Annotated in this window: 19 protein-coding genes and 1 riboswitch; of the genes, 8 read left to right on the forward strand and 11 right to left on the reverse strand. The window is 69.6% G+C overall.

The window, feature by feature from the left end; translation table 11 throughout:
• Positions 1-49 precede the first annotated feature (49 nt).
• The 4 genes from ACIBCK_RS28940 (at position 50) to mctP (ending at position 4,428) form a co-directional block, all read left to right on the forward strand.
• A complete protein-coding gene (locus tag ACIBCK_RS28940) occupies positions 50-2,197 on the forward strand; it encodes a carbon starvation CstA family protein (protein ID WP_399394929.1) in 2,148 nt (715 codons plus the stop codon).
• On the forward strand, positions 2,194-2,391 hold the full coding sequence (locus ACIBCK_RS28945) for a YbdD/YjiX family protein (RefSeq protein WP_399394931.1): 198 nt from the start codon (positions 2,194-2,196) through the stop codon (positions 2,389-2,391). Before ACIBCK_RS28940 ends, ACIBCK_RS28945 begins: the two co-directional genes overlap by 4 nt.
• A gap of 121 nt (positions 2,392-2,512) precedes the next feature.
• On the forward strand, positions 2,513-2,782 hold the full coding sequence (locus ACIBCK_RS28950) for a DUF3311 domain-containing protein (RefSeq protein ID WP_399394933.1): 270 nt from the start codon (positions 2,513-2,515) through the stop codon (positions 2,780-2,782).
• Positions 2,779-4,428, forward strand: coding sequence for a monocarboxylate uptake permease MctP (gene mctP, locus ACIBCK_RS28955; protein WP_367044886.1), 1,650 nt, complete (start codon positions 2,779-2,781; stop codon positions 4,426-4,428). The genes ACIBCK_RS28950 and mctP overlap by 4 nt, the downstream gene beginning before the upstream one ends.
• A gap of 66 nt (positions 4,429-4,494) precedes the next feature.
• Here the strand turns inward: mctP and ACIBCK_RS28960 are convergent, their stop codons facing one another.
• Positions 4,495-5,232: a hypothetical protein gene (locus ACIBCK_RS28960; protein ID WP_399394935.1), complete on the reverse strand. Its 738-nt coding sequence runs from the start codon at positions 5,230-5,232 to the stop codon at positions 4,495-4,497.
• A 125-nt stretch (positions 5,233-5,357) separates the two neighbouring features.
• A riboswitch (cobalamin riboswitch) is annotated at positions 5,358-5,435 on the forward strand.
• Positions 5,436-5,593: 158 nt separating this feature from the next.
• On the opposite strand from ACIBCK_RS28960, the gene ACIBCK_RS28965 reads away from it, so the two are divergent.
• The 3 genes from ACIBCK_RS28965 (at position 5,594) to ACIBCK_RS28975 (ending at position 10,269) form a co-directional block, all read left to right on the forward strand.
• Positions 5,594-7,990, forward strand: a complete 2,397-nt coding sequence (locus ACIBCK_RS28965) for a ribonucleoside-diphosphate reductase subunit alpha (RefSeq protein WP_399394937.1) — start codon at positions 5,594-5,596, stop codon at positions 7,988-7,990.
• A complete protein-coding gene (locus ACIBCK_RS28970) occupies positions 7,990-9,012 on the forward strand; it encodes a ribonucleotide-diphosphate reductase subunit beta (RefSeq protein WP_399394939.1) in 1,023 nt (340 codons plus the stop codon). The genes ACIBCK_RS28965 and ACIBCK_RS28970 overlap by 1 nt, the downstream gene beginning before the upstream one ends.
• A 252-nt stretch (positions 9,013-9,264) precedes the next feature.
• The gene (locus ACIBCK_RS28975; RefSeq protein ID WP_399394941.1) at positions 9,265-10,269 is read left to right on the forward strand and encodes a helix-turn-helix domain-containing protein; all 1,005 of its coding nucleotides are present in this window, start codon (positions 9,265-9,267) and stop codon (positions 10,267-10,269) included.
• Here the strand turns inward: ACIBCK_RS28975 and ACIBCK_RS28980 are convergent.
• The 10 genes from ACIBCK_RS28980 to ACIBCK_RS29025 form a co-directional block, all read right to left on the reverse strand.
• Positions 10,223-11,572, reverse strand: a complete 1,350-nt coding sequence (locus ACIBCK_RS28980) for a cytochrome P450 (RefSeq protein ID WP_399394943.1) — start codon at positions 11,570-11,572, stop codon at positions 10,223-10,225. The genes ACIBCK_RS28975 and ACIBCK_RS28980 overlap by 47 nt on opposite strands.
• Positions 11,569-12,690 (reverse strand): epi-isozizaene synthase, encoded by a 1,122-nt coding sequence (gene cyc1 / locus ACIBCK_RS28985; RefSeq protein WP_399394945.1) that lies wholly within the window; start codon positions 12,688-12,690, stop codon positions 11,569-11,571. Before cyc1 ends, ACIBCK_RS28980 begins: the two co-directional genes overlap by 4 nt.
• Positions 12,691-12,995: 305 nt before the next feature.
• Positions 12,996-13,646 (reverse strand): peptide deformylase, encoded by a 651-nt coding sequence (gene def / locus ACIBCK_RS28990; protein WP_399394947.1) that lies wholly within the window; start codon positions 13,644-13,646, stop codon positions 12,996-12,998.
• A gap of 64 nt (positions 13,647-13,710) precedes the next feature.
• Complete coding sequence (locus ACIBCK_RS28995) at positions 13,711-14,691, reverse strand: hypothetical protein (protein ID WP_344530122.1); 981 nt, start codon at positions 14,689-14,691, stop codon at positions 13,711-13,713.
• Between the two features lie 102 nt (positions 14,692-14,793).
• Positions 14,794-16,143 carry an HD-GYP domain-containing protein gene (locus ACIBCK_RS29000; protein WP_399394949.1) on the reverse strand — a complete coding sequence of 450 codons (1,350 nt, stop codon included), beginning with the start codon at positions 16,141-16,143 and terminating at the stop codon, positions 14,794-14,796.
• Entirely contained in the window at positions 16,047-17,399 is a 1,353-nt protein-coding gene (locus tag ACIBCK_RS29005) for an HD-GYP domain-containing protein (RefSeq protein WP_399394951.1), read from the reverse strand. The genes ACIBCK_RS29000 and ACIBCK_RS29005 overlap by 97 nt, the downstream gene beginning before the upstream one ends.
• A gap of 192 nt (positions 17,400-17,591) precedes the next feature.
• On the reverse strand, positions 17,592-17,936 hold the full coding sequence (rsrA, locus tag ACIBCK_RS29010) for a mycothiol system anti-sigma-R factor (RefSeq protein ID WP_399394953.1): 345 nt from the start codon (positions 17,934-17,936) through the stop codon (positions 17,592-17,594).
• A complete protein-coding gene (locus ACIBCK_RS29015) occupies positions 17,933-18,613 on the reverse strand; it encodes a sigma-70 family RNA polymerase sigma factor (RefSeq protein WP_367044877.1) in 681 nt (226 codons plus the stop codon). Before ACIBCK_RS29015 ends, rsrA begins: the two co-directional genes overlap by 4 nt.
• Positions 18,614-18,834: 221 nt before the next feature.
• Complete coding sequence (locus tag ACIBCK_RS29020) at positions 18,835-19,512, reverse strand: alpha/beta family hydrolase (RefSeq protein WP_399394955.1); 678 nt, start codon at positions 19,510-19,512, stop codon at positions 18,835-18,837.
• Position 19,513: 1 nt separating this feature from the next.
• Positions 19,514-20,329, reverse strand: a complete 816-nt coding sequence (locus tag ACIBCK_RS29025; protein WP_399394956.1) for an SOS response-associated peptidase — start codon at positions 20,327-20,329, stop codon at positions 19,514-19,516.
• A gap of 61 nt (positions 20,330-20,390) precedes the next feature.
• On the opposite strand from ACIBCK_RS29025, the gene ACIBCK_RS29030 reads away from it, so the two are divergent.
• The gene (locus ACIBCK_RS29030) at positions 20,391-21,113 is read left to right on the forward strand and encodes a M50 family metallopeptidase (protein ID WP_399394958.1); all 723 of its coding nucleotides are present in this window, start codon (positions 20,391-20,393) and stop codon (positions 21,111-21,113) included.
• Positions 21,114-21,141 lie beyond the last annotated feature (28 nt).

The following is a 21,141-nucleotide window of genomic DNA, read 5'->3' on the forward strand; positions in this document are numbered from 1 at the left end:
CTGCTCTACGTTCCTCCCGTCATCGCATGATGAACGGGAGGACGACCCGGTGCGCACAGCGAATCCCCGAACCATCGTCATCTGGACCCTCGTCGCGCTGGTGGGCGCCGCGGGCTGGACCGTGCTCGCGCTCTCGCGGGACGAGGAGGTGTCGGCCGCCTGGATGGTGGCCGCGGCCCTCGGCTCGTACGCCATCGCCTATCGCTTCTACTCCAAGTTCATCGTCAACCGCGTCCTGAAGGTCGACAAGAAGCGGGCCACTCCGGCGGAGCGCCTGGACAACGGCATCGACTTCCACCCCACCGACCGCCGTGTCCTGCTCGGCCACCACTTCGCGGCCATCGCGGGCGCGGGCCCGCTGGTGGGGCCCGTACTGGCCGCGCAGATGGGGTACTTGCCCGGCACCATCTGGATCATCGTCGGCGTGATCTTCGCGGGCGCCGTGCAGGACATGGTCGTCCTCTTCTTCTCCACCCGGCGTGACGGCAAGTCGCTCGGCCAGATGGCGCGCGAGGAGATCGGGCCCTTCGGCGGGGCCGCCGCACTGCTCGCCGCGTTCGCCATCATGATCATCCTGCTCGGGGTGCTCGCGCTCGTCGTCGTCAACGCCCTCGCGGACTCGCCGTGGGGCACCTTCTCCATCGCGATGACCATTCCGATCGCGCTGTTCATGGGCTTCTATCTGCGGATCCTGCGGCCGGGGCGGGTCAGCGAGGTCTCCCTCATCGGGATCGCGCTGCTGCTGCTCGCGCTGGTCGCCGGCCGCTGGGTCGCCGAGTCCTTCCTCGCCGAGACGTTCACGCTCGCGCCGTCCACCCTGGTCATCTGGCTGGTGGCGTACGGGTTCATCGCCTCGATCCTGCCGGTGTGGATGCTGCTCGCGCCGCGCGACTACCTCTCCACGTTCATGAAGATCGGCACGATCCTGCTGCTCGCGCTCGGCGTCGTCATCACGCTGCCGACGCTGAAGATGGACCCGGTGACCGACTTCGCGTCGCGCGGCGACGGGCCCGTCTTCGCGGGCTCGCTCTTCCCGTTCGTCTTCATCACCATCGCCTGCGGTGCCCTGTCCGGCTTCCACGCGCTGATCTCGTCGGGCACGACGCCGAAGATGGTCCAGAAGGAGACGCAGATCCGGATGATCGGCTACGGCTCCATGCTGATGGAGTCGTCCGTCGCGGTCATGGCGCTCATCGCGGCCAGCATCATCGACCCGGGGCTCTACTTCGCGATGAACGCGCCCGCCGGAGTCATCGGGGACAACGTCCAGGCCGCGAGCCAGGCCGTCGCGAACTTCGGGTACTCCATCTCCCCCGAGGATCTCGCACAGGCCGCCAAGAACGTCGAGGAGTCCTCGCTGCTCTCGCGCACCGGCGGCGCGCCCACGCTCGCGGTCGGCGTCTCCGAGATCTTCTCGAAGGTCACCGGCGGCTCCATGAAGGCGTTCTGGTACCACTTCGCGATCATGTTTGAGGCGCTGTTCATCCTGACCGCCCTGGACGCGGGCACGCGCGTGGGCCGCTTCATGCTGCAGGACATGCTCGGGAACGTCTACAAGCCCTTCAAGAACGTCAGTTGGAAGCCGGGGCTCATCATCACGAGCGCGGTCGTCACCGGCCTGTGGGGCTACTTCCTGTGGGTGGGCGTGCACGAGCCGCTCGGCGGGATCAACCAGCTCTTCCCGATCTTCGGCATCTCCAACCAGCTCCTGGCCGCGGTCGCGCTCGCCGTCTGCACGACGCTCCTGGTGAAGTCGGGGCGCCTCAAGTGGGCCTGGATCACGGGCGTTCCGCTCGCCTGGGACGCGACGGTGACCCTCACCGCGAGCTGGCAGAAGGTGTTCTCCGGCGATCCGCGCGTCGGCTTCTTCAAGCAGCGCTCGATCTACCAGGACGCCATCGACGACGGAAAGATCCTGCCGCCCGCCAAGTCCATGGACGACATGCACACCGTCGTCACCAACTCCACCGTGGACGGCGTCCTGTCGGCCGCGCTCGCCCTGCTGATCGTCATCGTGATCGCGGACGCGGCCCGCATCTGCGTGAAGCACATCCGCGACCCCCAGGCGTCGAAGCTGAGCGAGGCCGAGTACGTCGAGTCGAAGCTGACCGCGCCGGCCGGGCTGATCGCGACCCCGGAGGAGAAGGCGGAAGTGGCGGCGGCGAAGGCGGCCGAAGAGGCGAGGGTCTCGTCGTGACGTGGGTGCTGCGCGGATTGCGCTGGGCGCGTTGGTACGCACGGGAGTTGACCGACGAGTCCGCGTACGACCGATATGTCGCGCACACGCGGAAGACGCATCCCGGGGCATCCGTGCCCTCTCGCAGGGAGTTCGAGCGAATGCGGATGGATCAGCAGGAGTCGGACCCGAGACAGGGGTTCCGCTGCTGCTGAACCCCCGCGGGGCAGGCAGGTCGACGCGTCCGGTATCCGGACGGGGGTTCCATAGATCAATCCTCTCGCTTAGATTTCCCGCACGTTAAAGGTGGGATAAGCGAGGGAGCGGAGCCGCGAAGTGTCAGATGCGCCTGAAGTGAGCAGACCGGTGGTCACGCCGGTCCGCGTGGTCGTTGCCCTCTGTCTCGTCGCGCCGTTCGTGGCGATGCTCTGGGTGAGCTCCTACGCGAAGGTCGAACCGACCTTCATCGGCATCCCGTTCTTCTACTGGTACCAGATGCTGTGGGTGCTCATCTCCACCGCTCTCACCATGATCGCTTACAAGTTGTGGCAGCGTGACCAGCGCGCCCGCAAGGCCGAGCAGGCCAAGGGGGGTGCGACCCGATGAACGTGCTCGCAGCGGACACCGGCGGCGTCAACGGCATCGCCCTCGCCGTCTTCATCTTCTTCTTCGCCGCCGTCACGGCGATGGGCTTCCTGGCCGCGCGCTGGCGCAAGGCCGAGACCGAGAGCCTGGACGAATGGGGCCTGGGCGGCCGGTCGTTCGGCACCTGGGTCACGTGGTTCCTGCTCGGCGGCGACCTCTACACCGCGTACACCTTCGTGGCCGTCCCGGCGGCGATCTACGCGGCGGGCGCGGCCGGCTTCTTCGCGGTGCCGTACACGATCCTCGTCTACCCGTTGATCTTCACGTTCCTGCCGCGCCTGTGGTCGGTCTCGCACAAGCACGGTTACGTGACCACCTCCGACTTCGTGCGCGGGCGTTTCGGCTCCAAGGGGCTCTCGCTGGCCGTCGCGGTCACCGGCATCCTCGCCACGATGCCGTACATCGCGCTCCAACTGGTCGGCATCCAGGCCGTGCTCGACGTGATGGGTGTCGGCGGCGGTCCGGACACCAACTGGTTCATCAAGGACCTGCCGCTCCTGATCGCGTTCGCGGTGCTCGCCGCGTACACGTACTCGTCGGGCCTGCGCGCTCCCGCGCTGATCGCGTTCGTGAAGGACGGCCTGATCTATCTCGTCATCGCCGTCGCGATCATCTACATCCCGATCAAGCTCGGCGGCTTCGACGAGATCTTCCAGGCGGCGAACGACAAGTTCTCGTCGGCGAACGAGGCCGCGGGCAAGCCTGTCGCGGGTCTCGCGCCGGGCGAGGCCGGGCAGTGGACGTACGCCACGCTGGCGCTCGGCTCCGCGCTCGCGCTGTTCATGTACCCGCACTCGATCACGGCGACGCTCTCCTCCAAGAGCCGCAACGTGATCCGCCGCAACACCACGATCCTGCCGCTCTACTCGCTGATGCTGGGCCTGCTCGCGCTGCTCGGCTTCATGGCGATCGCGGCCGGGGTCAAGGTGGAGAACGGTCAGCTGGCGATCCCGCAGCTGTTCGAGAACATGTTCCCCGACTGGTTCACGGGCGTCGCGTTCGCGGCCATCGGCATCGGCGCGCTCGTCCCGGCCGCCATCATGTCCATCGCGGCCGCGAACCTCTTCACCAGGAACATCTACAAGGACTTCCTCAAGCCGGACGCGACACCCGCGCAGGAGACCAAGGTCTCCAAGCTGGTCTCGCTCCTGGTGAAGGTCGGCGCGCTCGCCTTCGTCCTCACCATGGACAAGACGGTCGCGATCAACTTCCAGCTCCTGGGCGGCATCTGGATCCTGCAGACCATGCCCGCGCTCGTCGGCGGCCTGTTCACGCGGTGGTTCCACCGCTGGGCGCTGCTCGCGGGCTGGGCGGTCGGCATGGTCTACGGCACTGCCGCCGCGTACGGCGTCGCCTCGCCCACGCAGAAGCACTTCGGCGGCTCGTCCGACGAGATCCCCGGCATCGGCGAGATCGGCTACATCGGCCTCACGGCATTCGTCCTGAACGTGGTGGTCACCGTGGTCATGACGTTCGTCCTGCGTGCCATGAAGGCCCCTGACGGCATCGACGAGACGTCTCCCGGCGACTACACGGCGGACGCCGGCGACCCGGGCGTCGTGGAGGAGCTGCCGCCGGCCACGGCGGGAGCGCCGGGCGGGCACTGAGGTTCTTCGTACGAAGGTGAGCGCGGGCCGTCGGATTCCTCCGGCGGCCCGCGCTCGCGTTCGGCCTCACGGGGCCGTGTAGAGCTCCGTGCGGACCCGTTCCGCCGCATGGGCCGCCGAGGTGATCGTGAGATCCTTGTCGGAGCCCGCGTCCACCAGCACGAGCACCCCGCCGACCCGCACCTCGGCCTTGTAGTACGGGGTTTCACCGTCGAGGTCGTCGCCGCCCTCGGTCCGCGTGGTCTCCAGGATCGCCTCGTCGCCCAGGTCCGGCAGCTCCTCCACCGTGTGCTGCTCCACCACCGGGGCCGCGTCGGTGTCGACGGTGACCCGGGGGCATGCCTCGTGGAGATCGCGGCGCAGCGCGACGTGGCGCCCCGCCTGCCCGGCCGGCATCGAGACCAGGCTCTGGGAGACGAAGGGGTCCCCCTCGTCGGCCATCGCCCCGGGGAAGGGGCGGATCGAGTGGCCCGCGCTCGCCCCGCGCAGGGCGAACAGCTCGTCGCGGGCCTTCCTGCCGGGCTCGCAGGTGCCCCAGTCACCGCCCCCGTAGTGCTGGTTGAACGACCCCGTGGTGGCGTTGACCGCCTCGGCCCGCGCACCGACCGTCCTCGCGGGCAGCAGCGCGGCCTTCAGCTCGGCGTCCGGGAAGACCTTGCGGGGATCCGCGGCACCGTCGACCCCGGCCGCCGTGGTCGCCCCCGGGGTCCGCGTAGGCTTCGTCCTCGCCTCCTCGCCGGCGTCCCCGCACCCGGCGAGCAGCATCAGCAGCACCGCGGCACAGCCCGCTCCCCGCCCTCGCACGGCACCTCCCCCTGGTCGCCCATCAGTTCGGCCGCCACCCTAGGGGATACACGTGCCGACACAAGATATGGGGCTGCCGCTCAGAGCCAGCACAAGATGTATGCTCGTGCTCGCTGTCGCCGCAGGGGAATCCGGTGCAAGTCCGGAACTGTCCCGCAACGGTGTATGAGTGCGCATTTGTCGTGCTCGCAAGTCCGAAGACCTGTCGACAGTGTGCCCGTTCCGACCGGTCCGGGTGCCGACGACGTCCGGGCCTCGTGGAATGGGCTGGTGGACGCGGAGCGCAGCCCTGCCCAAGGGCCGGCCCCCGTGTGTTCACTCACCCCTCCCCAAGGCTCCGAGCCGAGCGAGGGAGTGCTCCGTGACCATCGCGCCAGCCGAACCTGCGTCAGCGCAGACCACCGACGGGTCGCAGACCGCCGACGGCCCAGGAACCGCGCTGCTGCGTACCCTGACCGACCTCACCGCCGACCTGCCCGACGCCGACCCCGGCCGGGTCGCCGCAGCCGCGCTGCGGGGCCGCTCGGCCAGGGCGGATGTGGCGGAGCTGCGGGAGCTGGCGACCGAGGCCGCGGCCGGCCTCATCTCCGAGGACCCGACGTACTCACAGCTCGCGGCCCGGCTCCTCAGCCTCAGCATCCGGGACGAGGCCGCGTCGCAGGGCGTGCGCTCCTTCTCCGACTCGGTCGCCGTCGGGCACCGCGAGGGCCTGATCGCCGACCGCACCGCCGAGTTCGTCACCGACCACGCGGAGCACCTCGACGGTCTCGTGGAATCCGCCCTCCAGGACGGCGCCGACTTCCGCTTCGGCTACTTCGGCCTGCGCACCCTGCACAGCCGCTATCTGCTTCGCCACCCGATCACCCGGCACGTCATCGAGACCCCGCAGCACTTCATGCTGCGCGTCGCGAGCGGCCTCGCCGAGGACGGCTCCGCACGCGCGGTGGACGAAGTCGCCGCCCTGTACCGCCTGATGAGCCGCCTTGACTACCTGCCGTCATCGCCGACGCTCTTCAACTCCGGCACGCGCCACCCGCAGATGTCCTCCTGCTACCTCCTCGACTCCCCGCTGGACGAGCTGGACTCCATCTACGACCGCTACCACCAGGTCGCGCGCCTCTCCAAGCACGCGGGCGGCATCGGCCTCTCGTACTCCCGCATCCGCGCCCGCGGTTCACTGATCCGCGGCACGAATGGCCACTCCAACGGCATCGTGCCGTTCCTCAAGACCCTGGACGCCTCCGTCGCCGCCGTGAACCAGGGCGGCCGTCGCAAGGGCGCCGCCGCGGTCTACCTGGAGACGTGGCACTCCGACATCGAGGAGTTCCTGGAGCTGCGCGACAACACGGGTGAGGACGCGCGCCGCACGCACAACCTCAACCTCGCGCACTGGATCCCGGACGAGTTCATGCGCCGGGTCGCCGCGAGCCAGGACTGGTCGCTGTTCTCACCGGCCGACGTGCCCGAGCTCGTCGACCTGTGGGGCGAGGAGTTCGACGCCGCCTACCGCAAGGCCGAGGCCGCGGGGCTCGCCCGCAAGACCATCCCGGCCCGCGACCTCTACGGCCGCATGATGCGCACCCTGGCGCAGACCGGCAACGGCTGGATGACGTTCAAGGACGCCGCCAACCGCACCGCCAACCAGACGGCGGAGCCCGGCCACACCGTCCACTCCTCCAACCTCTGCACGGAGATCCTGGAGGTCACGGACGACGGCGAGACGGCCGTCTGCAACCTGGGTTCGGTGAACCTCGGCGCGTTCGTGGACACGGCCGCCGGTGACATCGACTGGCAGCGGCTCGACGAGACCGTCCGTACCGCCGTCACGTTCCTCGACCGCGTCGTCGACATCAACTTCTACCCGACCGAGCAGGCCGGCACGTCGAACGCCCGGTGGCGTCCTGTCGGTCTGGGTGCGATGGGTCTGCAGGACGTCTTCTTCCAGCTGAAGCTGCCCTTCGACTCCCCCGCCGCGCGTGCCCTCTCGACGCGCATCGCCGAGCGCATCATGCTCGCCGCGTACGAGGCATCCGCCGACCTCGCCGAGCGCAACGGGCCCCTGCCCGCCTGGGAGAAGACCCGCACCGCGCGCGGCGTGCTGCACCCCGACCACTACGACGTCGAGCTGACCTGGCCGGAGCGCTGGGCCGCGCTGCGGGAACGTATCGCCGTGACCGGCATGCGCAACTCGCTGCTTCTCGCCATCGCGCCGACCGCCACGATCGCGTCCATCGCGGGCGTGTACGAGTGCATCGAGCCGCAGGTCTCCAACCTCTTCAAGCGCGAGACGCTGAGCGGTGAGTTCCTCCAGGTCAACGCCTACTTGGTCCAGGAGCTGAAACGGCTCGGCGTCTGGGACGCGCAGACCCGCGAGGCGCTGCGCGAGTCCAGCGGCTCCGTGCAGGGCTTCAGCTGGATCCCCGCCGAGGTACGCGAGCTCTACCGCACCGCGTGGGAGATCCCGCAGCGCGGTCTGATCGACATGGCCGCCGCGCGCACGCCGTTCCTGGACCAGGCACAGTCCCTGAACCTGTTCCTGGAGACGCCGACCATCGGCAAGCTCTCCTCGATGTACGCCTACGCCTGGCAGCAGGGCCTGAAGACCACGTACTACCTGCGTTCGCGCCCGGCGACCCGCATCGCCCGCGCCGCGGCCGGCAAGACCGCCGAGCCCCTTCCCGTACCCGCCCAGGCGTCGGCCGAAGAAGCCGTCGCCTGCTCCCTGGAAAACCCCGAGTCCTGCGAGGCCTGCCAGTAATGTCCAGCACCACGAACGCCGAGAAGAACCTGCTCGACCCGGGCTTCGAACTGACCCTGCGTCCCATGCGCTACCCCGACTTCTACGAGCGCTACCGCGACGCGATCAAGAACACCTGGACCGTGGAGGAGGTCGACCTCCACTCGGACGTCGCCGACCTCGCCAAGCTCTCGCCCGGCGAGCAGCACATGATCGGCCGCCTGGTCGCGTTCTTCGCGACCGGCGACTCGATCGTCTCCAACAACCTCGTGCTCACGCTCTACAAGCACATCAACTCCCCCGAGGCGCGGCTCTACTTGAGCCGTCAGCTCTTCGAGGAGGCCGTGCACGTCCAGTTCTATCTGACGCTGCTCGACACGTATCTGCCCGACCCGGAGGACCGCGCGGCGGCCTTCGACGCGGTCGAGGAGATCCCCTCCATCCGCGAGAAGGCCGAGTTCTGCTTCAAGTGGATCAACGAGGTCGAGAAGCTGGACCGCCTGGAGACGCAGGCCGACCGGCGCCGCTTCCTGCTGAACCTCATCTGCTTCGCCGCGTGCATCGAGGGTCTCTTCTTCTATGGTGCCTTCGCCTACGTCTACTGGTTCCGCTCGCGCGGCCTGCTGCACGGCCTGGCCACCGGCACCAACTGGGTGTTCCGCGACGAGACGATGCACATGAGCTTCGCCTTCGACGTCGTCGACACGGTCCGCAAGGAGGAGCCGGAGCTCTTCGACGACGCCCTGGAGACGGAGGTCACGGACATGCTCAAGGAGGCGGTCGAGGCCGAGCTGCAGTTCGCGCGCGACCTGTGCGGTGAGGGCCTGCCCGGCATGAACACCGACTCCATGCGCGAGTACCTGCAGTGCGTCGCCGACCAGCGGCTCCAGCGACTCGGCTTCGCGCCGGTCTACGGCTCCTCAAACCCGTTCTCGTTCATGGAGCTCCAGGGCGTCCAGGAGCTGACCAACTTCTTCGAGCGGCGGCCTTCGGCCTACCAGGTCGCGGTCGAGGGTTCGGTCTCCTTCGACGACGAGTTCTAGCCCGGCCGGTTCTCGTCGTACGTCCGGGCTGCGCGGGGCGGTTTCCGCCTCGCGCAGCTCGCGGTCGATCCGGCGGTCGTGGACGTACCCGACGAGCGAGGGGGCGGCCAGCAGGAGGAAGACGGTCAGGACGGTCACGTATCCGAGGAATGTGTTCATGTCCTCACTGTCCTGCGTGCCGGACGGACGCGGCAGTGGCAGGACTGCCACACACCATCGACTTACTGCCAGCCCTGCGGCACACTGGCGCTCATGCTGAACAACGTGGCCGCCGTGCTGCTCGACGGCGTGAACCCCTTCGAACTCGGCGTCGTCTGCGAGGTGTTCGGCCTCGACCGCAGCGAGGCGGGCCTTCCCGTGTACGACTTCGCGGTGGTCGCCGCGGAGAGCGGGCCCCTGAGCAATCACGCCGGGTTCTCGATCACCACTCCGTACGGCCTCGACCGGCTGGAGGAGGCCGACCTCATCACCGTGCCCGCGGGCCAGGAGTTCGTGCACCGCGACTACCCCGAGGAGCTGCTCGCCGCCCTGCGCCGCGCGGTGGACCGCGGGGCCCGCGTCCTCTCCGTCTGCTCCGGCGTCTTCGTGCTCGGCGCCGCGGGCCTGCTGGACGGCCGGCGCTGCGCCGTGCACTGGCGGCACGCCACGGAGCTCGCGGTGCGCTATCCGCGCGCCCGGGTCGAGCCCGACGTCCTGTACGTGGACGAGAGCCCGGTCATCACCTCGGCCGGCACCGCCGCCGGGATCGACGCGTGCCTGCACATCGTGCGCCAGGAGCACGGCATCGAGGTCGCCAACACCATCGCCCGGCGCATGGTCGTGCCACCCCATCGCGACGGCGGGCAGGCCCAGTTCGTGGCGCGCCCCCTGCCGCGCACGCAGTGCGACACCGTGGGCGGGGTGCTTGCCTGGATGGAGCGCCATCTGGACGCGGACGACATCACCGTCGAGCGGCTCGCCGAGCGGGCGCACATGTCGCCGCGCACCTTCGCGCGCCGCTTCCAGCAGGAGACCGGCACCACGCCCTACCGCTGGCTCCTGCGCCAACGCGTGTTGCTGGCACAGGAGTTGCTCGAAGGGTCGGACGAGACGGTGGACGCCATCGCCGGACGCGCCGGTTTCGGCAACGCCGCGGCGATGCGCCACCAGTTCCTGCGGGCGCTCGGCACCACGCCGAACGCCTACCGCCGCACCTTCCGCGGGCCTGCCGTCAGCGCCGCTCGGCCCGCAGGACCAGATGCTTCGGCTGTAGCGTGATGCCGATCTTCGTGTCGGCGTCGGTCTCCGGGACCGGCGCCAGGTGCCACTTCGGAGCCACCGTCGCCAGGATGATGGCCAGTTCGGCCAGGCTGAAATGGTCTCCCGGGCACTTGCGGTTACCGGTACCGAACGGCATCATCGCGAACTCCGGTACATTACCGACACGTTCAGGATTCCAGCGGTCCGGGTCGAACTCGAGGTGCTGCTCGAAGGAACGTGGATCGCGTTGCATCGCGTACACGCTGTAGACGATGTCGGAACCGGCCGGAATGCGGTAGCCACCCAGGTTGGTTTCCCCCACCGACCTACGGGTGAATATCCAGGCGGCGGGTTGTATACGCATGGCCTCGGTGACGACATTCCGGGTGTGCGGAAGGGACCCCAGATCGGCGAATGTGATCTCCCGGCCCGGCGCGACGGAATTTACTTCTTCAACCAATCGCCTTTCCTGTTCGGGGTGTTGGGCCAGCAGATGGAACGTCCACGACAGGGTCGACGCGACATTCTCGGCACCCGCCACGACAAGGGAGATCACATGGTCGTGGACCTCCTGATCGCTGAGCGGCCGGCCTGATTCATCGCGTGCCCGCAGCATTTCGGCCAACAGGTCGTTCTGCTCCGGTCCTGCCGCCCTGCCTTCGGCGATGATCTCGTCGACCAGTGCGTGCAGATCGGCGAGGGCGCTCTGGAAGCGGCGGTTGCCCTGGGTCGGCACGCGGTACAGCGGCCCGACCGAGAGGACCATCCTGCGGTAGAGGCCCTCGAAGACGGTGTGCAGCGAATCGGCGATGCGGTCCGCCTTCTCGCTGATCGCGTCGACCTCCAGGAGCGAGCGGGACACGACACGCACGGCGGTGCGGAACATCTCCGCGTTGACGTCGACGATGTCGCCCGGCCGCCAGCGCGCGGCCGTCCGGCGGGCCTCCTCCTCCATCACCTTGGCGTAGTCGGCGATCCTGTCGGGCCTGAACGCGGGCTGCATCATGCGCCGTTGACGCCGGTGCAGCTTGCCGTTGCTGGTCGCCACGCCCTTGCCGAGCAGCACCTCCAGGGTGTCCCAGAGCGGCCCTCCGACGACGTAGTCGGGGCTCCGCAGCAGCTGCCCCACCAGCTCGGGGTCGCAGACCGCGTACGCGGTCTTGGGCCCCAGCCTTATGCGCACGAGATCACCATGGTCCCGCAGCGCGGCGAGGAAGCCGAGCGGGTCGCGCACCAGGTTCCAGGCGTGCCCGATGAGCGGGGCACCGCCGCTGACGAGCGGTGGAGTTGTTGTCGCGGGTATCGCGGATTCGACGCTCATTCCTCACCTACCAATTCAGTTTCGGCCAGGTCACTCTGTTCCGCGTCGCTCACATACGGGGGAATGGACCTGTCGTCCCAGCTGTCCACCCGATAGCGACCGGATTCGTGATGGAACCAGTACACGGAGGAGAACCAGTTCCGCATGTTGAAGACGCACGATTCCAGCGCGTCCGCGAGTTCCCTTCCCTGCGCGCTGCCGTCCGCCAATTGCCCGGCGAGACACAGCACTTCCTTTTCCGCCGCGAGGAAATCAGATATGCATCCGGTAACCCGCCGGTGCACTTCCGCCACAGCTTCTTCCAGGGAAAGCCCCTCATGCTGGATGAGGCTGATCCCGAGATTGTGCAGTTCGTCTCCCGCGAGTTCCTTGGGGAGCGAACACAGGTCGTTGTACCAGGCGGAGAAATCCTGCGTGGCGAGCGCGGCCCGCCGATACGCCGGATGTTTCCGCACCGCCGACGGCAGCTCGTGGCGCGCCGTCGGCTCGAGCAGGTCGATCCACGTCCAGTGTGCGAACGTCAGCCTGCGCAGCTCGATGTACGCCTCGACCGTCGGGACCGTTCCGGTCCTGCGGTTCCTGAACTCCAGGTCGTACGCCTCGATCACGCTGTGGAAATGCCGGGCGAACCGGGCGTTCCAGCTGGGACCGAGGTGCGAGTACAGCCGCAGGACACAGTCGGCGAACCCCGCCACCAGAGGGTCACGGTGGCGCAGTTGTTGCCGGGGGGCCCGCAGTGTCTCGTGGAGCCCGCGGCACAGCCGGCGCCACTGCGCCGCCCTGCCGTGCACAGAGTCCCGGTCGTGCCGGTCGTCCCAGGCGAAGAACCAACTGCTGAGGTCGGCTATCGCGCTGAGCAACTCGTCGGGTGCGCCAATGTAGTAGCCCGCCACCAGGTCCGTGTAGCAGAGGCTGTCCGCGTACCGCTCGACCTTGTCCGCGGGCATCAGGCGCATTTCGCGCAGCCACGTCCGGGACTTCTCCTGGAGCTGTGGCCAATACGGATGGAGTTGGCGAGGAAACCCTGACTCGATCACCGGAAGTGACAACGCCGGTGGCACGGAAACCGCCGGCGTCCGTGTCTGTGTCGGTGAAGTGCCGTGTGAATATGCAGGCACGGACAAACCCCTCTCAGCCGCGTGAAAACGCACGCCCCTCCCGCCGTACCGGGCGCGCGCCGTTGCGTATCCCCGCGCTTTCCATTCAGCACCACAACTGACCGTTCAGGGAACAGATTTGCGCCATTCACTACCCCCCGGTGCCGAGAAAATCCCGGTACGTGACCGATTCTGGATCATCACGAGCCTGATTCGATCGCACAGCTGACCGGTTCGGACCGTTTCATGCGAACGGCCCCTGGCCGGGAAGGAGTTCCCGGCCAGGGGCCGCAGGTGGCGCGTGGTGCGCGCGAGTCCGGAGTCGACTAGGCGTTCGGCACGACGGGGTAGCGCGGAGTGCCCTCTTCCATCTGCCGCAGCGCGTCCTTGCGGTCACGCTTGGACAGGCGGTCGATGTAGAGGTAGCCGTACAGGTGGTCCGTCTCGTGCTGGAGGCAGCGGGAGAAGTACCCGGTGCCGCGCACCTTGATGGGGTTGCCCTTCTCGTCCTGCCCGGTCACCTCGGCGTAGTCCGGGCGGGCCAGGTCGGCGTAGGCCGTGGGCACGGAGAGGCAGCCCTCGCCCGCCTCGTCCAGGCGGCGCCGGTCCGCGGGGAGCTCACGCACGACGGGGTTGCAGACCACGCCGACGTGCCGCCTGCCCTCGTCGTCCATGCAGTCGTAGACGAAGACCTTCAGGTCGACGCCGATCTGGTTGGCTGCGAGGCCCACGCCCTCGGCGGTCCGCTGGCTGGCGAACATGTCGGCGACGAGCTGGTCCAGCTCCGCGTCGAAGGCGGTGACGTCCTTGCACTCCTTGTGCAGCACAGGGTTGCCGACGACCGTGATGGGCCGGGACGTGCCGCGCTCGCGGTAGGCGGTCTCCCGCTCCTCGCAGTCCTCCGTGTCGATGACGAAGCCCTCGTCGTCGACGGGGAGGACCCCGCCCGAGGCCTGCTGCTCAGTGTCCTGCGCCATTGTCCGACGTACGCCTTCCTGGGAACCCACAAGAGATAGTGCCGGTACAGCCTACGGCCAGGAGTCAGCAGACCTCTTCCAGATCCCGCCAGTCGCGGGAGTCCGGGCTGTCCGCGACCCAGCCGTCGAGCAGGCCGCGCACCAGGGCGGCGGGCGCCGCGATGCCGCACTCGCGCTCGGGCACCCACAGGGCACCGGGGCTGCGGTGGCCGAGCGGCCCGGGGTGACCCGGCTCGCTGTGGTCGTGCGGGTCCAGGTGCTCGCCGTCGCCCTCGTCGCTCGGCATGCGGCTCTCGGAGCACATACGGCACAGCAGCCGCACGGACGACGACCAGTCCTCGGCGGCGAAGCCCGCGTCCGCGGCGAGCTTCTCCAGGGCGTCCCGGTCGTCCTCGGTGGCGGCCTCCAGGAGAACCACCCAGGTGGGGACGGGTGAGGGAGCCCACAGCTCGATCTCGTCGAAGACGGGATACGAGTCCCCCGCCCCGGTCGTCCGCTCACCGTGCGGAACGCCGTCGTGCAGCACTACCTCGCCCCAGCGGCGCCCGGAGGACGGCAGCGGGATGGAGAGCACCTCGATACGGGCGGGGTCCAGCCTGCGCCCCCACACCACCTCGGCCTCACCCTCCGGCGAGAGCCGCACGGCGGCGCTGCCCAGGTCCATGCCGGTCGGCTCCCCCGAGGCGGCAACACCGCCGGGAACCCGCAGGCCATAGGCCTGCCAGGCCCGCCGGGCGAGCGGCCAGTCCTGGAGGGCGGTGGCGGCGATGCCGACGTTCCACCAGTCGGGGGCGCCCTGCGACCGGTCGAGCAGCGCGACGGCCCGCAGGCCCGCGGCCCGCGCCTGCTCCCAGTCGTGCCGGAACTTGTGGAGCAGCGCGAGGTTGAACCAGGACTCCGAGAGCCACGGCTCCAGATCCGCCGCGCGGGTCAGGAGCGCGCCCGCGTCCTCGTACCGCCCGTCGCCGATCAGCGTGAAGGCGCGGTCGGTGGCCTGCCGCCATGAGGCGGAGGGCCGGTGCCGTCCCTTGCCGAAGATCCTCACGATTCCCGCCTGCCGGTACTTGAGTTCCTGAGTTTCGCTGTGCCCGAGGGCCCTCTTCGCATCCAACCACGTACGGTCGGACGGCCGCTCATTACCCATGGGTTACCCAGCCGGCGGCAAGCTATGACCGCCCCGCGAAAGCACCCGGGCCAGGGCTTCCACGACTTCGGGCTGATAGTCGCGGCCGGTGCCGAGGCGCAGCCGCTCCAGAGCGTTGAGAGGCCCCGTGGGACCTTCTCCCCTGGTCATCTCGTCGTACGCGTTGGCGGCTCGCACAATACGGGCGGTGAGCGGCTGATCGCGATACGGGTCCGCCTGCCGCTCCACGACCACGGCGACGTCGCCGTTCACCCCCGTCTGACGCACGACGGCGCCCCCGAGCAGGGCGATCCGCCGCTGTTCCGCGTCCGGCAGGGCCGCGGTGGCGCCCGCGGGCACGGGGTCGACGAGGGAGAGCTGCCCGATGTCGTGCATCAGCGCCGCGTGCTCGAGGACGGCGAGGTCCGGCGTGGAGAGCCCCAGCTCACGCCCCACGGCGCGGCTGAGCGCGGCGACGCGGCGTGCGTGGCCCTGCGGGGTGTACCCGGCGATCTCGGTGGATCGGGCCAGGGAGGTGATGGTCTGCCGGTAGGTGGTCCGCACCGCCGCGTACCGCCCGAAGGACAGCTGGGTCAGGAGCAGCGGCAGGCTGAACACGGGCAGCGCCCAGAGCCCCGCCACGGCGACCGCGAGCGCCATGACGGCCCCCGTCGCGCACACGGCGGACCCGATGCCGAGCATGGCCCGCAGCTCGTCGCGCAGGAGCGGTCCGAAGGGCCAGAGGGTACGGGCGTGCGCCATGGCCGCGGCGAGCACGGCGTCACAGAGGGCGGTCAGGACGAGCAGCGCGACGATGACGGCGGCGAAGGCGGGCCCCTGGCCCACCCACTCCCCCAACTTCCCGGCGTTGTAGAGCGGTTGGAAGCAGGCGGCGGCGAATCCGACGGTGAGCACGCGCCGGGCCACGTGGTCGAGTGCGGGCCCCTTGCCGAGCGCCACGTGCGGGACGGCGCCGACGAGCGCGGCGGCGACGACCACGGCGATCACCTGGAAGACGCCGTGGTGCGTGGGCCGCCCCCCGACCTCCCCGAGCAGTGCGTACGCGAGCGCGCCCGCGGCCCCGAGCGGCGCGGGCTCGCGGTCGCTCCCGCCGGCGCCCCACCGGGCCAGCTCCCCCACGGCGACGAGCCCCCCGAAGGCGAGCGCGATCCCTGCTTCGTGCACGCCGTGCCAGAGGGTCCAGCCGAGGCCGAGCAGGGTGAGCAGCCCGGCGGCGCCGTATACACAGAGCGCCACCGTGGTGGGCAGGCGGGCCCTCACCGTGCTCCTGCCCCTGGGGTCGTGGGCACGCCGGCGGCCTCCTGCCGAGGGGCGGGCACCTCGCCGGTGTCCGAGGTGACCGCGGGGTGCCATCCGTGCCGCTCCAGCGCCCGCTGCAAGGCGGCAACCATCACAGGATCGAACTGCGCCCCCGCGCACCGCGACAGCTCGGCCACGGCGGCGGCGACCGGGCGCCCCCGCCGGTAGGACCGCGTGGACGTCATCGCGTCGAACGCGTCCGCGACGGCCACCACGCGGGCGAATTCCGGGATCTGCCGCCCCACGAGCCCGTAGGGGTACCCGCTCCCGTCGATCCGCTCGTGGTGGTGGAGGATCGCCGCCCGCGCCTCCCCGAGGAAGCCGATTCCGCGCACCATCTCGTGCCCGTACTCGGGATGGAGCTCGATGACCCGCCGTTCCTCGGGGGTCAGCGGCCCGTCCTTGCGCAGCAGCCGGGTCGGTACGCCGAGTTTGCCGACGTCGTGCAGGATGCCGGCGAACCGCAGGCTCTCCACCCGCTCGTCCGCCATCCCCAGCTCCCGCGCGATCATCACGGAGGCCCGCCCCACGCGCTCGCTGTGCCCTCGGGTGTACCGGTCCTTGATGTCGACGGCCTGCACGAGCGCCCGGATGGTGGCCTGATGGGCGGCGCGCTCGCGGTGGTACTGCGCGAAGACCCAGCAGGAGACCCCCATCGGGAGCAGCACGAGGAGCGCGGCGAGCGGCCCGTACGGACTGCGCCACAGCACCGCCATCATCAGTCCGGCGAGGCCGTGCACGGCGACGGGCGCGAACGACCGCAGGAAGAGCCCTCGCCACGCGGTCCGCACCGGCACCCGTTCCGCGGTGGCCAGGATGCCGCCGTCCAGGACGGTCAGTACGGCGGAGAAGGCAAGGACGGCAGCTCCCGCGGGCGCGAGCGCGTAGGGAAAGTCGGGCGCGGCCACGGCTTCGCGCCCGCCGAGCGCCCCGTACGTCCACGCCGACGCCCAGGCGGCCAGGGCGAGTTGAGCCACGCGCCAGAGTCTGCGCACCCACCGGGGGCGTCGCTCGACGCGGGCGAGCAGCGCCCCCGGCACCGCGACGAGCGCGGTGGAGGCCGGCGGCAGCAGGAAGACGGCGGCGAGCAGCACGGGGAAGAAGGTGCCGAGGCCGCCGAGCCCGGATGACGCACGGCGGCCGATCACCCGGCACCGCGTGATCTGCTCACACCCTGCGTAGAGCGCGGCCAGGAGCGCGAGCGCGCCCCACGGCGTGCGCGACGAGGTCAGCGCGGGCGCGGCGCAGGCGGCGCCTGCCAGGGCGGCGCACAGGATGTAGGCGCGCGCCCATGGGGCGATGGACCGCATGGCACCGTCTCCTCCCCCGTGACCGTCCCCAGGGACCACGTTCCAAGGTCCGGAGACTAGAACGAGAGCCACCCACTCCGAGCCCCCCTCGCGGAAATTGGCACGTACGAGTGACGAGGAACGCCGGGAACAGAAAAAAGCAGGCCGTGACGGACTCCCGTCACGACCTGCTCACACTCAACTACCGGATGCTCAGGCTTCCTTGGCCCGCAGACCCTTGGCGGACACGCTGCCCTCGGCGGCCGTCGTCTCGACCGTCACGTCGTGGTCGGGCACGGCCTCGCCCGAGCGGATCAGGTCGATGCGTCCCATGACCTTGGCGCGCAGGTCGACGGGGACGTCGTCCTGGCCGCAGCAGCGCTTGACCAGCTTCTTGACCGCCTGCTCGAGGCCGTACTTCTCCAGGCACGGGGAGCACTCCTCGAAGTGCGTCTCGAACTTGGTGCAGTCGCTGTCCGGCATCTCGTGGTCCAGGAACTCGTACAGATGGTCCAGGACTTCACTGCAATCCGTCTCGTGCGGCTCTCCGCAGCTCATGAGCCTGAGCCTTTCGCTTCGTTCGACGACTCTGACGCGGCGCCGGCGGGGACGAGGCCGCGGTCACGGGCGTAGTCCTCGAGCATGCCGCGCAGTTGGCGACGGCCGCGGTGCAACCGGGACATCACCGTACCGATGGGTGTCCCCATGATGTCCGCGATCTCCTTGTACGCAAAGCCCTCTACGTCGGCCAGATAGACGGCGATGCGGAATTCCTCGGGGATCGCCTGCAGGGCGGACTTCACGTCGGAATCCGGCAGGTGATCGAGCGCCTGCGACTCGGCCGAGCGCAGACCTGTGGACATGTGCGACTCGGCGCGCGCGAGCTGCCAGTCCTCGATCTCCTCGGCGGCGCTGCGCTGGGGCTCGCGCTGCTTCTTGCGGTACGAGTTGATGAACGTGTTGGTGAGGATGCGGTACAGCCACGCCTTGAGGTTGGTGCCCTCACGGAACTGGTGGAACGACGCGTACGCCTTGGCGTAGGTCTCCTGCACCAGGTCCTCCGCGTCCGCCGGGTTGCGCGTCATGCGCAGCGCCGCCGAGTACATCTGGTCGAGGAAGCCCAGGGCGTCCCGCTCGAAGCGCGCCGTGCGCTCCGCCGACGTCTCGGCGCTTCCGTCGGGTCGCTCCGCCCGGCCGTTCTCGGCCCCTGCGTCGGTCCCAGTGACCGGACCCACCTCCTCCAAAGACGTGGTGAGACCAAAAGCAGTCCCACTCGAATCGGAGGATAGACGACGATCCGGTCCCGCCGCCGCTCGAATAGGAGCGGTCTTGGGCGCGCTCAGCACCGTCCATTCCAGGTCAGAGGCGCTGGAGCGGGCCGGGCAGATGGTCGAACCCATGCGGCGGACTTCCTCTCGTACGAACAGCGTTTGGCGTCTGTTCGGCACAACAGAGGTCACGCACCCAACATTCCCGCCCACCGGATGACGCCATCCGTGATGCGCGTCATGGCCTCGGTCTCGGTGATGTCGGCGCGCTTGGGGATCGCGAAGCCGTGATCGCCGTAGGGGATCTCGACGATCTCGTACGTCCCTTCGGGGAACTCGGCGGGCTTCCCGAAGGGGTCGTTGCCGCCCTGCACGACGAGCGTGGGCACACCGGCGCCGAGCAGCTCGTCCGCGCGGGACTTCTCCGGCTTGCCCGGCGGGTGCAGCGGGAAGCTGAGGGCGAGCACGGCAGCGGCGCCGAGCTCGGTGGCCGTACGGCACGCCACGCGGGCTCCGGCACTGCGGCCGCCCGCGATCACCGGGAGGCCGGGCTTCGCCAGCGCGGGCCACAGGCCCCGCCATCCCACGTCAAGCGTCTTCGGCGCGGGCGCCAGCTTCTTGCCCGCGACGCGCCAGGGCTGCTCCACGAGGGCGACGGTGACGCCGTGCGCGGGCAGGGCGGCGGCGATGGCCCGCAGGTCACGCGCCTCGATGCCGCCGCCGGCGCCGTGGCTCAGGGCCAGGACGTGGCGGGCCCTGCTCTTCGGCGCGGGATGCCAGGTGATGCGCGCGTCACCGGCGTCGGTCTCGACGATCTCGCTCTTGGGCCCGCTGGAATCGCTCTTGGTCACGTCACTCTTGGTCACATCAGAAGAGTGTGCCTTCTTCGGGCCCCTCCAGCTCCTTGAGCAGCTCCGGGCCGTTGTTGCGTACGTTGCTGACCGCCGTCGACACCGGGTAGGCCCGCATCAGGCCGTGCGGCGGGGGCTCCAGGAGCGGCCGCAGGTCCTCGACGTCCGTGCGGGAGGGGTCGAGCCAAGCGTCCCAGCGGTCGGGGGTGAGCATCAGCGGCATCCGCGGGTGGATGTCGGCCAGCGAGCGCGGGCCTTCGTCCGGCGCGACCGCCAGAGGCGAGGTCTCCGCCTCGGTGGTGATCACCGTGCACGTCACCCACCAGGCGAGGGGGTGCTCGTCGGGGAGCGTCTTGTCACGCCAGAACTCGTAGAGCCCCGCCATCGCGAAGACCGAGCCGTCGGCGGGCGTCACGAAGTACGGCTGCTTACGGGGGCGCTTCTTCTTGCCCTCGACCTCCAGTTCGCGCTCGCCGGAGCCGGTGACCCACTCGTAATAGCCGTCGGCGGGGATGACACAGCGGCGGGAGGCGAAGGCCCGGCGGTAGGAGGGCTTCTCGTGCACGGTCTCCGCGCGGGCGTTGATCATCCGGGCGCCGCCCTCGGGCGTCTTGGACCAGGACGGGACGAGTCCCCACTTGAGTGTGCGCAGCTGGCGAACCGGGCTCGGGTCATCGGCGTCTTTCAGAGGACGGTCGAGGACCGCGTAGACCTCCTTGGTGGGGGCCACGTTGAAATCGGGGGCGAGTCCCTCCTCGGGCTCCCACTTCTCGATCTCAAAGACTCCTGCGAGATCCTCGGGCCTACGACTCGATGCATACCGTCCGCACATACGTGCCAGACTGCCAGACCCCGTACGACCAGAGGAGCCGGTCCCGACAATGGCACCAGCAATGGAAATAACCGCGAACGCCAGCCTGACCGACCTCTGGGACCGGGTCTTCGGGACACAGGCGGCCCCCGACGAGTGGCTCGTCATCGCCACCGGCGTCGTCGCCCTCGCCGTCGTCCTGCCGCACGGAATCTGGCGCGTGGCCCGCAACGCCATCACCATCGCGCACGAGGGCGGCCACGGCCTGGTGGCCCTGCTGACCGGGCGCCGCCTCGACGGCATCAGGCTGCACTCGGACACCAGCGGCCTGACCGTCTCCCGCGGCAAGCCCACCGGCCTCGGCATGATCCTGACCGCGGCGTCGGGCTACACCGCGCCGCCCCTGCTCGGCCTCTCCGGCGCCGCGCTCCTGGCGGCCGACCACATCACCGCCTTCCTGTGGATCGCGACGGCGCTGCTCATCGTGATGCTCGTCATGATCCGGAACGCGTACGGCGCCCTCACGGTGATCCTCACCGGCGGCACCTTCCTGCTCGTCTCCTGGCTGACCAGCTCGCAGGTGCAGGCGGCCTTCGCGTACGCGGTGGTGTGGTTCCTGCTCCTGGGCGGCGTGCGTCCCGCCTTCGAGCTGCAGTCCAAGCGCAGGCGCGGCGGCGCGGGTGACTCGGACGCGGACCAGCTGTCGCGGCTCACGCACGTCCCTGCGGGGATGTGGCTCTTCCTCTTCCACGCCGTCTCGCTGTGCTCGCTGATAGGCGGCGGGCGGTGGCTGCTCGGCCTCTGAGCAGCCACGACCCCTCCGCTGTCTGCCA

Source organism: Streptomyces sp. NPDC051218 (genome assembly GCF_044455475.1).
Taxonomy (GTDB): domain Bacteria; phylum Actinomycetota; class Actinomycetes; order Streptomycetales; family Streptomycetaceae; genus Streptomyces.

What these genes read in the sequence shown, in the direction of transcription:
- mctP (WP_367044886.1), top strand. Translation starts at nt 2,779, where the DNA reads ATGAACGTGCTCGCAGCGGACACCGGCGGCGTCAACGGCATCGCCCTC.
- ACIBCK_RS28970 (WP_399394939.1), top strand. Translation starts at nt 7,990, where the DNA reads ATGTCCAGCACCACGAACGCCGAGAAGAACCTGCTCGACCCGGGCTTC.
- ACIBCK_RS28975 (WP_399394941.1), top strand. Translation starts at nt 9,265, where the DNA reads ATGCTGAACAACGTGGCCGCCGTGCTGCTCGACGGCGTGAACCCCTTC.
- ACIBCK_RS28980 (WP_399394943.1), bottom strand. Translation starts at nt 11,572, where the DNA reads ATGAGCGTCGAATCCGCGATACCCGCGACAACAACTCCACCGCTCGTC.
- def (WP_399394947.1), bottom strand. Translation starts at nt 13,646, where the DNA reads ATGGCGCAGGACACTGAGCAGCAGGCCTCGGGCGGGGTCCTCCCCGTC.
- ACIBCK_RS29000 (WP_399394949.1), bottom strand. Translation starts at nt 16,143, where the DNA reads ATGGCACCCCGCGGTCACCTCGGACACCGGCGAGGTGCCCGCCCCTCG.
- ACIBCK_RS29005 (WP_399394951.1), bottom strand. Translation starts at nt 17,399, where the DNA reads ATGCGGTCCATCGCCCCATGGGCGCGCGCCTACATCCTGTGCGCCGCC.
- rsrA (WP_399394953.1), bottom strand. Translation starts at nt 17,936, where the DNA reads ATGAGCTGCGGAGAGCCGCACGAGACGGATTGCAGTGAAGTCCTGGAC.
- ACIBCK_RS29025 (WP_399394956.1), bottom strand. Translation starts at nt 20,329, where the DNA reads ATGTGCGGACGGTATGCATCGAGTCGTAGGCCCGAGGATCTCGCAGGA.
- ACIBCK_RS29030 (WP_399394958.1), top strand. Translation starts at nt 20,391, where the DNA reads ATGGAAATAACCGCGAACGCCAGCCTGACCGACCTCTGGGACCGGGTC.